The sequence below is a fragment of the Pseudomonas sp. WS 5146 genome (assembly GCF_012985495.1).
In the GTDB taxonomy this organism is placed as follows: Bacteria; Pseudomonadota; Gammaproteobacteria; order Pseudomonadales; family Pseudomonadaceae; genus Aquipseudomonas; species Aquipseudomonas edaphica.
On sequence record NZ_JAAQWL010000001.1, the window covers coordinates 424,789 to 439,544 of the forward strand.

12 protein-coding genes and 1 other RNA gene are annotated in these 14,756 nt (G+C 60.5%); 4 read left to right on the forward strand and 9 right to left on the reverse strand.

Annotated features, from left to right (window positions below; translation table 11 throughout):
* The first annotated feature begins 29 nt into the window (after nt 1–29).
* Both HBO41_RS01850 and HBO41_RS01855 read left to right on the forward strand, forming a co-directional pair.
* Nucleotides 30–806, forward strand: a complete 777-nt coding sequence (locus HBO41_RS01850; RefSeq protein ID WP_099548816.1) for an amino acid ABC transporter substrate-binding protein — start codon at nt 30–32, stop codon at nt 804–806.
* Nucleotides 807–860: 54 nt separating this feature from the next.
* The gene (locus HBO41_RS01855; protein WP_169984917.1) at nt 861–1,232 is read left to right on the forward strand and encodes a VOC family protein; all 372 of its coding nucleotides are present in this window, start codon (nt 861–863) and stop codon (nt 1,230–1,232) included.
* Here the strand turns inward: HBO41_RS01855 and HBO41_RS01860 are convergent.
* The gene (locus tag HBO41_RS01860) at nt 1,146–2,105 is read right to left on the reverse strand and encodes a DMT family transporter (protein ID WP_099548815.1); all 960 of its coding nucleotides are present in this window, start codon (nt 2,103–2,105) and stop codon (nt 1,146–1,148) included. The genes HBO41_RS01855 and HBO41_RS01860 overlap by 87 nt on opposite strands.
* Before the next feature lie 102 nt (nt 2,106–2,207).
* On the opposite strand from HBO41_RS01860, the gene HBO41_RS01865 reads away from it, so the two are divergent.
* Nucleotides 2,208–3,071 (forward strand): LysR family transcriptional regulator, encoded by an 864-nt coding sequence (locus tag HBO41_RS01865; protein WP_017134792.1) that lies wholly within the window; start codon nt 2,208–2,210, stop codon nt 3,069–3,071.
* On the opposite strand, the gene HBO41_RS01870 is transcribed toward HBO41_RS01865, so the two are convergent.
* The 3 genes from HBO41_RS01870 to HBO41_RS01880 all read right to left on the reverse strand — a co-directional run bounded on the left by HBO41_RS01870 (nt 3,068) and on the right by HBO41_RS01880 (nt 5,795).
* Complete coding sequence (locus HBO41_RS01870) at nt 3,068–3,661, reverse strand: hypothetical protein (protein WP_169984919.1); 594 nt, start codon at nt 3,659–3,661, stop codon at nt 3,068–3,070. The two genes, HBO41_RS01865 and HBO41_RS01870, sit on opposite strands and share 4 nt — an antisense overlap.
* A 1-nt stretch (nt 3,662) precedes the next feature.
* Nucleotides 3,663–4,709 carry an N-acetylmuramidase family protein gene (locus HBO41_RS01875; protein ID WP_017134790.1) on the reverse strand — a complete coding sequence of 349 codons (1,047 nt, stop codon included), beginning with the start codon at nt 4,707–4,709 and terminating at the stop codon, nt 3,663–3,665.
* A 156-nt stretch (nt 4,710–4,865) separates the two neighbouring features.
* Nucleotides 4,866–5,795 (reverse strand): N-acetylmuramidase family protein, encoded by a 930-nt coding sequence (locus HBO41_RS01880; RefSeq protein ID WP_169984921.1) that lies wholly within the window; start codon nt 5,793–5,795, stop codon nt 4,866–4,868.
* Here HBO41_RS01880 and HBO41_RS01885 point away from each other — a divergent pair.
* Nucleotides 5,794–5,961: a hypothetical protein gene (locus HBO41_RS01885; protein ID WP_169984923.1), complete on the forward strand. Its 168-nt coding sequence runs from the start codon at nt 5,794–5,796 to the stop codon at nt 5,959–5,961. The genes HBO41_RS01880 and HBO41_RS01885 overlap by 2 nt on opposite strands.
* A 41-nt stretch (nt 5,962–6,002) precedes the next feature.
* Here HBO41_RS01885 and ffs read toward each other — a convergent pair.
* The 5 genes from ffs to smc all read right to left on the reverse strand — a co-directional run bounded on the left by ffs (nt 6,003) and on the right by smc (nt 14,755).
* An RNA gene (ffs, locus tag HBO41_RS01890) (signal recognition particle sRNA small type) lies at nt 6,003–6,099 on the reverse strand.
* 240 nt (nt 6,100–6,339) lie between these two features.
* Complete coding sequence (locus tag HBO41_RS01895; protein WP_017134787.1) at nt 6,340–7,506, reverse strand: putative zinc-binding metallopeptidase; 1,167 nt, start codon at nt 7,504–7,506, stop codon at nt 6,340–6,342.
* Between the two features lie 161 nt (nt 7,507–7,667).
* Nucleotides 7,668–10,025 (reverse strand): NAD-dependent DNA ligase LigA, encoded by a 2,358-nt coding sequence (ligA, locus tag HBO41_RS01900; protein WP_169984926.1) that lies wholly within the window; start codon nt 10,023–10,025, stop codon nt 7,668–7,670.
* 87 nt (nt 10,026–10,112) lie between these two features.
* Complete coding sequence (gene zipA, locus HBO41_RS01905) at nt 10,113–10,982, reverse strand: cell division protein ZipA (RefSeq protein WP_017134785.1); 870 nt, start codon at nt 10,980–10,982, stop codon at nt 10,113–10,115.
* Between the two features lie 284 nt (nt 10,983–11,266).
* Nucleotides 11,267–14,755 (reverse strand): chromosome segregation protein SMC, encoded by a 3,489-nt coding sequence (gene smc, locus HBO41_RS01910; RefSeq protein ID WP_169984936.1) that lies wholly within the window; start codon nt 14,753–14,755, stop codon nt 11,267–11,269.
* Nucleotide 14,756 lies beyond the last annotated feature (1 nt).

Below are 14,756 nucleotides of genomic sequence, written 5' to 3' on the forward strand. Positions count from 1 at the left end.
CCCCACAAAGGCCTGAACCCGGAGAGTGTATGCGTGTAGTCCTGGGCGCTTTATGGATGATTTCCGTTGCTTGTCTGGCGGCGCCCGCACCGTTGCGTTTTTCGGTTTCCGACAGCTGGGCAATGCCCATGGCACAGATAGAGGGTGACCAGCCCACACAGGGCATTTTGTATGACTTGATGTTGAGCCTGGCCACCCAGGTCGGGCGGCCAGCCGAGTTCCACGTGCTGGCCCGGGCGCGACTCGCCGGTGCCATGGCACGCGCAGAGGTCGATGTGCGCTGCTATGTCGCCCAGGATTGGCTCGGCGAATTGTCCGGCGACTACAGCTGGAGCGTACCCTTGATGGTGCAGCGCAATGTGTTGGCCAGTGTCCACGCACCGCCCGTTCAGGTGGCCAGGTTGGCACCGCAGGCCATTGGCACGGTGCTCAACTACCGCTATGTCGTCCTCGAACCGCTGTTCGCCAGTGGCCAATTGACCCGCGACGATTCGCGCAGCGAGGAGTTGGTGCTGCACAAGCTGGTGGCCGCGCGTTTCGAATACGCCGTGATCAACGAATGGACCCTGGACCGTTTCAACCTGAAAGTGCCCCCAAGCCTGCGGCTGCACAACGTCGCGGTGATCGACGAACAAAACCTGGGCTGCATCGTGCGCAATGACCCGAGCGTGCCGGTGCAACGGATCTTGCGCACGCTGCTGCGGATGAAAATGTCGGGCGAGATCGATGACCTGATCAAACTATACACCGGGGAGAACGCGCGACCGCTGCGCACTCCTGACAAGAACGCTCCTGACAAGAACTGACAGGGCCGTCCCCTAGACTGGGCTCACTTAACCGCCCGTAATCAAGGAGCCTGCATGCACACCGTCGCCCATTACTTCCTGCTCTACGTCGACAGCCCGGCCACCAGCGCCAACTTCTATAGCCGCCTGCTGGGCAAGCCGCCGGTGGAACTGAACCCGACGTTCGCCCTGTTCATTCTCGACAACGGCGTCAAGCTGGGGCTGTGGTCGCGTCACACCGTAGAGCCTGCGGCTCAGTTTACCGGCGGAGGCGGTGAGGTAGGTTTTTCGCTGAGGGACCCAGCCGCCGTAGACGCCCTTTACGCTCAATGGGTAGAGCGCGGCGCGACCATCATTCAGTCACCGACCCACCTTGACTTCGGCTACACCTTTGTCGCCGAGGACCTCGACGGCCACCGCCTGCGCGCGTTCAGCCTGAGCGATTGAGCGCCAGCGCCCTTCAAGGCTGATGGCGGCGACACTGGCCAGCACGATCACCGCGCCCAATATCACTTGCAGGGCAATGTGCTCGCCCAGCAGCGTCGCCGCCATCAGCATGGCCACCGGCGGAATCAGGTACATCGCCACCGAGGCGCGGCTGACGTCCACGTGCTTGAGCACATAGCCCCAGGCCAGGTAGGCCAGGGCGCTGGGGAAAATCCCCAATACCAGCACCGACAGATTCTCCGGCATTGGCGCCTGGGCCACCGCAGCCGGCAAGCCCGGCAGGTTCACGCACAGCATCAAGGTGCCCGCCCACACCATGTAACACGCCATGGTCAGCGGGCTGTAGCGATGGGCGTAGTGTTTCTGGATGACGAAATACACGCTCCACGACACGGCTGCCAGCAAGATCAGCAAGCCGCGCGGGTCGATATCACCGACGCCATGATCACCCCAGATCACCACCAGCACACCCAGCAAGCCGAGCAAGACGCAGCCCCAACGCCAGAGGCTGACCCGTTCCTTCAAACAGAAAAACGCGATCACCACACTGAACAGCGGCACCGACTGCGCCAGTACACTCGATGCCGCCGCCGTCACCCACTGTTGCCCGTAGTTGAGGCTGGTGTGGTGCAGGAACACGCCGAAAAAACCCAACACCAGCAACCACGGCAGATCCCGCACACGCGGGCAGCCGATGCCTACCGCCAAGGCGATGCCGCCCATGAACACCGAGGCGATCAGAAACCTCAGCAACGCCAACTGGCCAGGGCTGTAGCTGTGCAGCCCCATGTGCACGCCAATCGGCGAATAGGCCCAACAGAGAATCACGCCAGCGATGACTAGCGTAAGCTTTACGGGTGACGGGGCATTCATCGACGGCATCCAGATACTGAGAAGGAATACCGTCAGTCTTGAGCCGCGCAAGGCGCAGGACAATTAAGCGTTTCTGACTTCTGAAATCATTGGAACTGAGCAATGGAACTGGCCCAACTGAAAATGGTGCGCGCCGTGGCACAAACCGGCAGCGTGGCCCAGGCCGCGCTGCAACTGCACTGCGTGCCGTCCAACATCACCACGCGCATCAAGCAGCTGGAAAGCGAGTTGGGCACACCGCTGTTTATTCGCGCAGGCCGTGGGTTGGCCATCAGTGCCGCCGGGGAAATCTTCCTCGATTACTGCGAGCGCATCCTGGCCCTGGTGGATGAGTCCAAACGCGCAGTGGATGCCAACGCCATCCCGCGCGGCACGCTGCGCATCGGTGCGGTGGAATCCAGCGCCAGCGGCCGCCTGCCGCCGCTGCTGGCCGAATACCACCGGCGCTACCCGGACGTCAGCCTGGAACTGGTCACCGGCGCCTGGGCGCAACTGCTCGACGACCTGCAACACCATCGCCTCGATGTGGCGCTGGTGGCCTCGGGCGGCAAGCGCGCCAAGCTCGAACACAGTGTGGTCTACAGCGAACGCCTGGTGCTGATCGCCAGCGCCTCCAGCGCGCCGATCAACAGTGCCGAAGACTTGGCAGGCCGCACCTTGCTGGTGTGGCCGCCCGGTTGTCCGTATCGCGCGGCGCTGGAGAACTGGATCAAACCGCACGCCTTCAAACCAAGCATCGCCAGCTATGCCAGTTGGGGCACCATCATTGGTTGCGTCAGTGCAGGGATTGGCGTGGCGTTGGCGCCGGAAGGCATCCTGGCCCGCTACGAGCAGGCCAATCAACTGGCCTCCTACCGGTTCGAGGAGTTGCAGGCCGTGGACAACCTGCTGTTCTGGCACACGGACACCCAGCGCCACCTGGCGCGGGATGCGTTTGCCGGGCTGCTGCGGGAGACGTTTGGCTAGTTGGCTTGCGGCGCCGCCAAGCGTGCGTACTGGTCCTGGCTGATCCAACCGGTGTAGGTATGCTCTTTGGCATTGGTGAACTCGACCTTGGCCCAGCCGTCCTTGAACGCCAGCACGCCGACCACATCGTCCTTGACGATATACGCGCGTTTGGCCGCTTCAGCGCCTGGTTTTTTCAGCAGGTAAGCCTTGTCGGCCGTCACGGTCACCAGGCCGATCCATTGCTTGCTGGCCGTTTGGGCCAGGTCCAGGCCGGTGGCTATTTCCGGCATCAGCACGCTGATGCAACCGGGATGCTCGCGCCCCTGCTCCACCGTCAAGGTCACGCCGTCGGAGGACGCTGCGACGCTGCCAGGGTAGGCCTTGTCTAGCCAGGTGGTGAGCGCTTCAGGCTGGCCTTGCAGGTAAAACGTGCAGCTGCGGGTCACACCCTCGCCCAGTTCTTCTGCGTAGTAGCCTTCGACCTGATGCTCAGGGGTGACCGCCAGCATCAATCCCTCGTATTTACCAGAATGCAGCTCAGCGGCACCTGCCAACGCGGGCACCAAGGCGCACAACGACAACACACTCATCGCTAGAAAACGGCTCATCTTATTTCTTCCCTTCCAATGCTTCGTAGGCCTTTTTGATACGGCTGTCGTAGTCACCGTAATCCTTGCCGTTATAGTTACGCGCCATGGCCACGTAGTCTTTATCTTTCATGGCCTTGATCAGGGCCGGGCTCTGGCTGCAAAAACCAATAAACGCTTTTAATTGGTTACCGGCATTGACCTTCAGGGCGGCAGCAAATTCAAACACCGTCTTGTAACCGCAGGAGGTGTAGTTGAACCCCATTATTTGAAACATGCCCCAGGACGCCGACATCAATGCCGCCTCCTGGTCCAGCGCAAACGCTGTGGCCATGGTCTCCCAGGCTTTGGTCTGGTCCTTGTTATTGACCTGCCACTGCGGCCCGGCCTTTCTCACGTAGATATAAGACAGCAGCGGGTGCGCCTGATCGTAGATGTGCTTGGTGTACTTGCGAAACAAGTGGCCTTCAAAGGCAATCACCGGCAACTTGGCCGGCCCGAACCCGGAACGCCCGCCGGATTCGACCGTGGCGAAAGCCTTGATGATATTCACCGAAATGCCGCTGCCCAACTGGGTGGCAGCGCTTTGAAAGTCGGTATCGGTCAGCGTCATGCCACCATCGCACGTGGCCTGGAGCATCAACTGGCGGTTACGCCGCTCGGCCTCGATGGTCGCGCGCATGCGCTCCAGGTACACATTGACCGTGGCCTGTACCGCATCGCCGCCGTTATTGCCAAACGCGTTGAGAAAGCTCGGAATGCGCATCGTCGGAAACGCCTTCACCGGCACTTTGACCGCCTCTTCTATCAGGCTATTGAAGGTTCGGCCGGTCGGGTCGATCACGCCATCAGGATGCGCATACTTGAGGTGCCGGAACTGATACTGGCTGATGCACTGCACCAATTGCCCATCGCACTTACCGTTTTCGGCCAGCGCAAAACCCATCTTGGGAATGATCAGATTAAATAGATACTGGATGCACTGAACATCGGCAGGCAAGTTGCGCGCTTTACCCGGCGCGCCCACTGAAGCACTGATAAGACGGGGCAACCCTTGCAGGCTTTTCATCATGGACATCCTTGTTAGTTCAAGAAGTGATAGCACTTCAATATCAGCACCGCACACCTGTCATAACTTGAAACAAGTGGCTGGCGGAAACTAACAAGATGATTTTGGGTTGTCCAGTGGGCCACCTCAACGATGTGAGGCAGCCAGCAGGTGCGGCTATTTTTTCCGTTCCAGCGCCTCGAAGGCTTTTTGGATACGCCTGTCGTAGTCGCCATAGCTTGAGCCATTGTAATTGCGCGCCATGCCGGCAAAGTCCTTGCTTTTCATCGCTCTGAGCAAGGCTGGATTCTTGCGGAAAAAGCCGCAGAACGCCATCAATTGCTGGCCGGCGTTAAGCTTCAGTGCAGCCACAAACTCGAACACGTTCTTGTAACCACAGGCAGCAAAATTAAAGCCCATGACCTGGAACATACCGTAGGACGCCGACATCAGCGCTGCTGCCTGGTCCAACGTATAAGCATCGACCAGAGTCCGCCACGCAATCGCCTGGGTTTTATTGTTGGCTTTCCATTGCGGGCCAGCATTGACCAAAAAGGGGTAGGACAAAAAGGGGTAGGTCCTGTCGTACTTATGTTGAGTGTACTTGCGAAAGATATGGCCCTCGAAGGCGATAACCGGCATGTTGGCCGGCCCGAACCCGGATCGCCCACCAGACTCAACGGCGGCGAACGCCTTGATCAGGTTCACCGAAATACCGTTGCCCAGCGCTGCAGCCGCGCGCTGAAAATCAGCCTCGGTCAGGGCGATTTGACCGTCACAGGTGGGCCTGGTGACTAACGACTGGTCGGGAAGAACAACGGCATTGGCTTTGCCTGCATCGTCGACCAAGCTATTGAACGTCCGACCGCCCGGGTCAATCACCCCATCAGGTTTGCTGACCTTGAGACGATTCGCCTGATAGTCGCTGATGCGCCGCAACAACAGCGGGCCGCACTTTCCGTCCTCCACAAGGCGCGAAGCGGATTCTGGCGTGATCAGATTAAACAGATGCTGGATAAAGCGAACATCAGCAAGCACATTCTGCGCCTTGCCTGGGGCGCCGACTGAAGCACTGAGCGTTCTGGGTAAAACGGGAAGGCTGGGCATGGCAATCATCCTTGTTGATCAAAGGAGTGCCATCACTTCTTTACTACTCCAGCACAGGGTCGCTTACATGAATGACGCTAGCAGGCCGCTGAAAGTTTTCCAGCACAACGCCGTCATCGCTGCGCAAAAAATGGCAGATGAGCGAGTAAAACAATGTTTGATTTGAAACAGGAAGGGTAGAAACAAAGGAGAGCGTTATGGAGGCAACCCCACCAGCCACACCCCGGCACACAATGTTCCCGCTGTGGCTGCTGCCTTCCGGCTCTGACCAGGTTCACGGGTAATCGTTGCGGGGGGACCGATGGGGTCACCATAACGACGCTGGCCTCTCGGCAAGCCGCGCCATTGTACCGATCTCATCGGAACTTACAACCGTTGTTCCGGATTAAAAATATGAAGGGGCTCAAGCACTTGTCCACAACCTCGATAACCTGCCAGAACCTTGTGGGAGCCGGGCTTGCCCGCGATTGCGGTGCATCAGTTGGGGCATTCACTGGATGATGCACCGCAATCGCAGGCAAGCCAGCTCCCACATAGGGGCGGATTACTGTGCTTGTACGACTTCGTCGGCCCTGCCGCCCTCCTCCTGAATCACCAAGTGAATGAAGTGCAGCTTGGCGATCACGGCCGGCGGCAACACAAAGGGGTAGAAATCCGGCTGGCCCATGCTGCGCGACAGTTCGTTGAGCATGCCGGCCAGTTCGATCCAGGCGTTGACGAACGACAGGAAGGCCGGGCCGCCAGGGTGTTCGGGGTCGTAGAGCGTGGTCAACGGGAAGGGTTGGTAATCCAGGTCCATCTCGCGGGCACTCATGCCAAAGCCCAGTGCGGTGTCGACGGCGTCCATCATGTGCAGGTAGTGAGCCCAGGTTTCGGCCCAGTCCTCCCACGGGTGCATGGTCGCGTAGGCGCTGACACAGGTTTGCTGCCAGTCGGCGCGCGGGCCGTTCTGGTAGTGCTGCTCGAGTGCCTCGGCGTAACTGGCGCGTTCGTCGCCGAACAGGCTACGAAACGATTCAAGCCAATGGCTGTTGGCAATCAGCCGATCCCAATAGTAATGGCCGACCTCATGGCGAAAGTGGCCGAGCAACGTGCGATACGGCTCGCGCATTTGCACACGGACTTTCTCGCGATGGGCGTCGTCCGCTTCCTTGATATCGAGGGTGATCAGGCCGTTGGCGTGGCCGGTGGTGGGTGCGTTGCCTTCAAGGTCAATGCCGACGAAATCGAAGGCCAGGCCGCTGTTTTCGTCAACACTTTTGGGCACCACTTGCAGGCCCAGGCTGATCAGTTGCGCCACCAACCGGCGCTTGGCGGTTTCGACTTTGCGCCAGCGTTCGGGGTTTTCCGGCACCGATAAGTCGGGAATAGTGCGGTTCAGGCTGCACGCCACGCACAGCGTTGCGGTGCTGTGGGCAGGAATCAGCCAGTTGCAGGCGGCCGGGGTGTCGAGGTTGGCGCAGCGGCGGAAGGTGCCGGCGTCAAGGTTATCGTCCTGTAGCCATGTGCCATCGACCGGGCCGGGCTGTAGCGACGACAGCCGGCTTTGCTGGGGCTGATAGCCCAACAGCGCAGAACAGACCAGGCACTGGCTGTTGCGAAAGAACAGCGACTGGCCGCACCGGCACTGCCACACCTTGCTGCTGCGCGAGGATCCGGCCATGAACGGTGCGGCGATGCGCGTGCTGAGTTGCTCGAAGTAGCGGAACATGGCGATCTCTCCCTGGGTGACCAAGACTAGATCATTTACCGTGAAGGATCGTTCCCACGCTCTGCGTGGGAATGCCTGCGGTGACGCTCTGCGTCACGAGGTTCAAGAGCCGACGCAGAGCGTCCAGGGCTGCATTCCCACGCGGAGCGTGGGAACGATCGTCAGACGCTGATGTTGTGTTTGGCCAGGAAAGCGACGAAGGCCTCTTCGTCCAGCACCTTGAGGCCCAGCTCGGTGGCCTTGGCCAACTTGGAACCCGCGCCTGGCCCGGCAACCACGCAGTGAGTCTTGGCCGAGACGGAACCTGCCACCTTGGCGCCCAGGCTTTCGAGCTTGTCCTTGGCCACATCACGGCTCATCAGCTCAAGAGAGCCGGTCAGCACCCAGGTATGCCCCGCTTCCGGCAAGCCTTCGACGACCTTCTTCTCGCTCTGCCAGTGCATACCGAAGTCCTTGAGCTGCTGCTCGATGGCCAGGGCACGGTGGGCATTGTCCGGGTTATCAAAAAACTCGCGCACCGCCTTGGCCTGCTTCTCGGGCAACGCCTGGCGCATATCCAGCCAGTCGGCCTTGATCACGCCTTCGAGGCTGACGAACTTGTCGGCCAGTTTTTGCGCGGCGCCAGGCCCTACGCTGGGCACGTGCAGCTTATCGAGCAGGCCGCCGAGGGTGGTGCTGGCGGCAAACTCGGCGCTCAGGTCGCCCTGATCCTGCAATTGCAGGCCGCATTCATCCGGCGACAGCAGCGCGCCAATCACCTCCTGGTTATGGCTGTCTTCAAAGAAGCTGTGAATCTCGTGGGCGACTTCAAGGCCCACGTCCGGCAAGTACGTCAGCACTTCCGGCAAGGCCTGCTGCACGCGCTCCAGGGACGCCAGCGAGCGCGCGAGCACCTTGGCCGTCTCTTCGCCCACGTCCGGAATGCCCAAGGCGTAGATAAACCGCGCCAGGGTTGGAGTCTTGCTGTTTTCGATGGCGGCAATCAGCTTCTTGCTGGAAATATCGGCAAAGCCTTCCAGGTCGATGATCTGCTCGTATTTGAGCTTGTAGAGGTCAGCCGGCGAGCCGATAAGCTTTTCATCCACCAACTGCTCGATGGTCTTGTCGCCCAGGCCGTCAATGTCCATGGCGCGGCGCGACACAAAATGGATGATCGCCTGCTTGAGCTGCGCGCCACAGGCCAGGCGCCCGACGCAGCGGTAAACCGCGCCTTCGCTGACGGTTTCCTTGCCCTTGCTCCGCTTGACCAGTTGCGTGCGCTCCACATGGGAGCCGCACACCGGGCAGCTTTGCGGAATGTGCACGGCGCGGGCGTTTTCCGGACGGCGCTCGGTGACCACCGAGACGACTTGCGGGATCACATCACCGGCACGGCGAATGATCACGGTGTCACCGATCATCAGGCCCAGGCGCGCGACTTCGTCCATGTTGTGCAATGTGGCATTGGACACGGTGACTCCGGCGACCTTGACCGGCTTCAAGCGCGCCACCGGCGTTACCGCACCGGTGCGGCCAACCTGGAATTCCACGTCGAGCAGTTCGGTCAGCTCTTCCATGGCCGGGAATTTATGCGCGATGGCCCAGCGTGGTTCGCGGGCGCGGAAGCCCAGCTCACGTTGCGAAGCAATGCTGTTGACCTTGAACACCACGCCGTCAATCTCATACGGCAGGCTGTTACGCCGCTCGCAGATATCGCGGTAGTACGCCAGGCAATCCTGAATGCCCTTGGCCAGCTTCAGCTCATGGCTGATGGGCATGCCCCACTTCTGCAGTTGCTGCAGGTTACCGATATGGGTGTCACTGATGTCGGTAGTCACGCCGTAGCAGCAAAACTCCAGCGGGCGGCTGGCGGTGATCTTCGAGTCCAGCTGGCGCAAGCTGCCCGCGGCGGCGTTACGCGGGTTGGCGAAGGTCTTGCCGCCCACTTCCAGTTGCGAGGCATTAAGGCGCTCGAAGCCAGCCTTGGACATGAACACTTCGCCGCGCACTTCCAGGGTCGCCGGCCAGCCGCTGCCGTGCAGTTTCAACGGGATATTGCGCACCGTGCGCACGTTGACGCTGATGTCTTCACCGGTGGTGCCATCGCCGCGCGTGGCACCGCGCACCAGCTCGCCGTCCTGATACAACAGGCTGACCGCCAGGCCGTCCAGCTTGGGCTCGCAGCTGTATTCCACCGCTGCGCCGCCGCCAAACAGATCGCCCACCGGCAGGTCGAGACCTTCGGTCACCCGGCGATCAAATTCGAGCATGGTGGTTTCATCAAAGGCGTTGCCCAGGCTGAGCATCGGAATCTCGTGCTTGACCTGGGTGAACGCCGACAGCGCCGCACTGCCAACCCGCTGCGTCGGCGAATCACGCGTCACCAAATCCGGGTGCTCGGCTTCCAGAGCCTTTAGCTCATGGAATAACCGGTCGTACTCGGCGTCCGGAATGCTCGGCTCGTCGAGGACGTGGTAGCGGTAATTGTGCTGATCCAGTTCAGCGCGCAGTTCGAGAATGCGGGTGTGGGCGGCGGTCATGGGTGTTCTCTCATAAAGCAAAAGAGCAGCCGAAGCTGCTCAATATGTTAGTGCACGGATTCTACAGGCAACGCTTAAGATCGAACCTCAGCGTTTCTGTGTCAGGGCGCGACGCTCGAACTCGACGATGCGCTGACGGTAATGCTCGATGGTCTGGGCAGTGAGCACGCTGCGTTGGTCGTCCTTGAGCTCGCCGTTGAGCTCTTGGGACAGTTTGCGCGCAGCAGCCACCATCACGTCGAACGCTTGTTTCGGGTGACGCGGGCCTGGCAAACCGAGGAAGAAGCTCACCGCCGGGGTGCTGAACAAGTCGATATCGTCCAGATCGAAAGTGCCCGGCTTGACCGCGTTGGCCATGGAGAACAGCACTTCGCCGTTACCGGCCATGCTTTCGTGGCGGTGGAAAATATCCATCTCGCCAAAGCGCAGGCCGCTTTCGAGGATATTCTGCAAGAGTGCCGGGCCTTTGAAGCCGGCGGCGTCACGGCAGATCACGCTGATCACCAAGACTTCTTCGGCAGCAGGCTGGTCGTTGACCGATTGGCGCGGCGCACTGGATGCCTTGCCGATATTTTCATCCGGGAAATCGTCGTCGCGGCTGCTGAAGCTCGGGCCTTCGTCGACGTCGAGGTTCAGGTCGCCCTGATGCGGCTCGGCGACGGCGGCACTGGCGCGCTTGCCACGCTTGGACGACGGTTCGCGGGCTTCACGCACCGGCGCACTCATCGACGGCAAGTCGTGCTCGTCCAGTTGTGGTTCTTTATGGTTATCCAGCACACGAGGCGGCCCCAGCAGCTCGGCGCTGCCGTCGTCGTCGGGCAAGTTGGACAGGTTACGGTCCAAACGGAATTTGAGCTTGCCCTTGCCACCGCGCATGCGGCGCCAGCCATCAAAAAGAATACCGGCAATGACAATAATGCCGATGACGATCAGCCACTCGCGCAGACCGATTTCCATGTAATCCCGTGCCTCTAATAAAAAATGCTGAAAAATAAGGGGTTTAGCAACGTCCAAACCGCTTTAAAACGTGGCGCCAACTCTATGTTCTGACTGACGTTTTGCCCACGCATACGAGGAATTGACAATAAACTAGCACGACCTTCGATAACTTTACACAGTTGGCGCGAAATGTATCGGTTTGCCATCTTTCGGCGACATGGGAGATCTCTTACGCAAGCCGCCAACTGTGAGCTACACACTGCAAGCTATAGCCTCACACACTTGCAGCTTGCAACTCGCCGCTAGGCGTCCACCATCGCCATCGCTTCTTCGACATCCACCGCCACCAACCGCGAACAACCCGGCTCATGCATCGTCACGCCCATCAACTGGTCGGCCATTTCCATAGCGATCTTGTTGTGGGTGATATAGATGAACTGCACGGTCTGGGACATCTCTTTAACCAACCGAGCGTAGCGTCCAACGTTAGCGTCATCCAGCGGCGCGTCAACTTCGTCGAGCATGCAAAACGGCGCCGGGTTCAACTTGAAGATCGCAAATACCAGGGCCAATGCCGTGAGTGCCTTTTCGCCACCGGACAACAAATGGATGGTGCTGTTCTTCTTGCCCGGGGGCCGCGCCATAATCGTCACCCCTGTATCGAGTAGATCTTCGCCCGTCAGTTCCAAGTAGGCGCTGCCGCCACCGAAAACTTTCGGGAATAACGCCTGTAAACCGCCATTAATCTGATCAAAGGTATCTTTGAAGCGATTACGGGTTTCCTTGTCGATCTTGCGGATCACGTTCTCCAGAGTGTCCAGCGCTTCGACCAGGTCGGCGTCTTGAGCATCCAGATAACGTTTACGCTCGGACTGTTGCTGGTATTCGTCGATGGCCGCCAAGTTGATCGCGCCCAGGCGCTGGATACGCGCGGCGATGCGCTCAAGTTCTTCTTCAGCGTCTTTTTCATTGGCCTGGGCGGTCAATGTATTGAGCACGCCGTGCAAGTCATAGCCGTCTTCAAGCAACTGGTCTTGCAGGGTTTTGCGGCGCACGGTCAGGGCTTGCCATTCCATGCGTTGCTGTTCGAGTTGGCCGCGAATCAGCTGGGATTGCTGCTCGGCCTGGGTCCGGCGTTTCTCGGCGTCGCGCAGTTCGCGGTCTGCGTCTTCCAGGGCGATTTGCGCGGTCTTGAGTTCTTCATCAACGGTCATGCGCTTGTCGAGCAACTCTTCGAGCTTAAGGCGCAACTCTTCCAGCGGCGCCTCGCCCTCCTCCAGGTTGAGGCTCAGTTGCTCGCGCTTTTCGGTGAGGCGTTCGGACTGCATCTCCAAACGCTCAAGCGCCTGGCGCGTGGAGGTGTGCTGGGCCTGCAACGAGCCCAGGCGCACGGCCAATTGGTGGGCGTGATCCTTGTGCTGACGGGCTTCCTGGCGCACGCGATCGAGGCGCTCACGCAGGCTGTCGCGCTGGGCCAGCAGCAGTTCGCGCTGCTCGGTATCCAGCGCCATGCTGTCGAGGGCTTCCTGCAAGTGCAGGCGCGCTTCGCCGATCTGCTCGTGTTCGAGGGCGCGCTGCTCGCCCATCTCGGCCACTTCTTCGTCAAGGCGGGTGCGGCGCAGGGTCAGTTGCTCGGCCTTGGCCTTGCTCGCCGACAGTTGGGCTTTCAATTCGCCTTGCTGGCGCGCTTCGTCCTGCAAGAGGCGGCGCAGGTGTTCGCGGCCAGTCTCTTGTTGGCGCTGAGTGGCACGCAGGGTTTGCAGTTCGGTTTCCAGGCTTTCGAGGGTGGCCTCGCGTTCTTCGCGTTCGGCGCTCAGGTTGACGATTTCCTGGCCACGGGCCAATACGCCGCTCTCGGCCTCACTGGCGCGACGCACGCGCAGGAAGTGCCGGCCAACCCAGTAACCGTCTCGGCTGATCAGGCTTTCACCGGCGCCCAATTGGCCACGCTGGGACAAGGCTTGCTCCAATGATTCAACCGGTTTGACCTGGCCCAGCCACGGCGCCAGATCGATCGCGGCCTCAACCTTGTCGAGCAAACTGCCCGGCACTCGCGTGCCATCGACGGCGGGGCTGAGCAAACGCAAATCGCCCTGGGCAAAACCGGCCAGGTCGAAACCGCCAAAATCATCCACCAGTACGGCTTGCAGGTCGGCACCCAACACGGTCTCGACCGCCAACTCCCAACCCGCTTCGACTTTCAAGCCTTCGGCCAGGCGCGGACGCTCGGCCAGGTGCTGGTCACGCAGCCATTCGGCGGTGCCGGTGCCTGGGTCCAGCGCGGCCTGCTGCAAGGCTTCAAGCGACGCCAAGCGCCCGTTCAGCCGCTGCAAATCGCCCTGGGCCTGCTGCTGGGCCTGGCTCGCCTGTTGCAGTTGCTGACGCAATTGCTCCAGGCGCTCCACTTGCTGTTCTTCGCTGGCCTCGAGTTCTTCCAGGGTCATTTCGCTTTCGGCCAGTTGTTCGCTCAACGCCATGATCGCCGCGTCTTCCGGGTCGGCGGCGAGCAACGCGCGCTCCTCCTGCATGCGGCGCTGGCGCTCGGCCAGGCGCTCCATGCTGGTTTCCAGTTGCTGGATGCGCGATTGCTGCACCTCAGCCTGGCGGCGCGGCTCGGCGGATTGCAGGTTGAAAGCGTCCCACTGTTCCTGCCAGCCGTGCATGGTGGTTTCGGCTTCTTCCAGGGCGGCCGCGGCCTCTTCGGCGGCGGCGCTGGTGATTTCCTGCTCGGGCGTGAGCATGTCCAGCTCTTCGCCCAACGTCAGCAGCAACGTACGGTCGTGGCCCAGGTGCGACTCGGTTTCCAGCCGCGCGCGTTCGGCTTCTTTCAAATCGTCCTGCAACTGGCGCAGGCGCTGCTGGCCGTGTTGGATGCTCTGTTCGACCCGAGCAATATCGCCGCCTACCGAGTAGAACCGCCCCTGCACCAGATTGAAGCGCTCGGACAGGTCATGGTGACCGTCACGCAAGCGCTCGATGCTCGCGTCGGCATTACGCTGCTCGGCCACCAGCGCTTCGAAGCTGATTTCCTGGGTGCCAATGATCGCTTCGCGCTGGCCGACCTGATCATTCAGCGCCTGCCAGCGCAGGGCCGAGAGCTGCGCCTTGAGCTGGCGCTCCTCGCCCTTGTATTCCTGGTACTTCTCGGCCGCCTGGGCCTGGCGGTGCAGGCGTTCGAGTTGACGCTCCAGCTCTTCGCGCAGGTCGGTGAGGCGGGCAAGGTTTTCGTGGGTGCGGCGGATACGGTTTTCGGTCTCGCGGCGGCGCTCCTTGTACTTGGAGATGCCGGCCGCTTCTTCGATAAAGTTGCGCAGGTCTTCGGGCTTGGCTTCGATCAGCTTGGAGATCATGCCCTGCTCGATGATCGAATAGCTGCGCGGGCCTAAGCCGGTGCCAAGGAAAATATCGGTGATATCGCGTCGACGGCATTTGGTGCCGTTGAGGAAGTAACTGTTCTGGCTGTCGCGCGTCACTTTGCGTCGAATCGAGATTTCCGCGTAGGCCGCGTATTCGCCGATCAAGGTGCCATCGGAGTTATCGAACACCAGTTCGATGCTGGCCTGGCTCACCGGCTTGCGGCTGGTGGAGCCATTGAAGATGACGTCGGTCATCGACTCGCCACGCAGGTTTTTTGCCGAGCTCTCGCCCATCACCCAACGTACGGCGTCGATGATGTTCGACTTGCCGCAGCCATTGGGCCCGACCACCGCCGCCATGTTACTGGGGAAGTTCACCGTGGTCGGGTCGACGAAGGATTTGAACCCCGCCAGTTTGATGCACTTGAGCCGCACG

What these genes read in the sequence shown, in the direction of transcription:
- HBO41_RS01895 (WP_017134787.1), bottom strand. Translation starts at nt 7,506, where the DNA reads ATGTTCCGCTACTTCGAGCAACTCAGCACGCGCATCGCCGCACCGTTC.
- HBO41_RS01880 (WP_169984921.1), bottom strand. Translation starts at nt 5,795, where the DNA reads ATGCCCAGCCTTCCCGTTTTACCCAGAACGCTCAGTGCTTCAGTCGGC.
- HBO41_RS01855 (WP_169984917.1), top strand. Translation starts at nt 861, where the DNA reads ATGCACACCGTCGCCCATTACTTCCTGCTCTACGTCGACAGCCCGGCC.
- ligA (WP_169984926.1), bottom strand. Translation starts at nt 10,025, where the DNA reads ATGACCGCCGCCCACACCCGCATTCTCGAACTGCGCGCTGAACTGGAT.
- HBO41_RS01885 (WP_169984923.1), top strand. Translation starts at nt 5,794, where the DNA reads ATGGCAATCATCCTTGTTGATCAAAGGAGTGCCATCACTTCTTTACTA.
- zipA (WP_017134785.1), bottom strand. Translation starts at nt 10,982, where the DNA reads ATGGAAATCGGTCTGCGCGAGTGGCTGATCGTCATCGGCATTATTGTC.
- HBO41_RS01860 (WP_099548815.1), bottom strand. Translation starts at nt 2,105, where the DNA reads ATGAATGCCCCGTCACCCGTAAAGCTTACGCTAGTCATCGCTGGCGTG.
- HBO41_RS01875 (WP_017134790.1), bottom strand. Translation starts at nt 4,709, where the DNA reads ATGAAAAGCCTGCAAGGGTTGCCCCGTCTTATCAGTGCTTCAGTGGGC.
- HBO41_RS01870 (WP_169984919.1), bottom strand. Translation starts at nt 3,661, where the DNA reads ATGAGCCGTTTTCTAGCGATGAGTGTGTTGTCGTTGTGCGCCTTGGTG.
- HBO41_RS01865 (WP_017134792.1), top strand. Translation starts at nt 2,208, where the DNA reads ATGGAACTGGCCCAACTGAAAATGGTGCGCGCCGTGGCACAAACCGGC.
- HBO41_RS01850 (WP_099548816.1), top strand. Translation starts at nt 30, where the DNA reads ATGCGTGTAGTCCTGGGCGCTTTATGGATGATTTCCGTTGCTTGTCTG.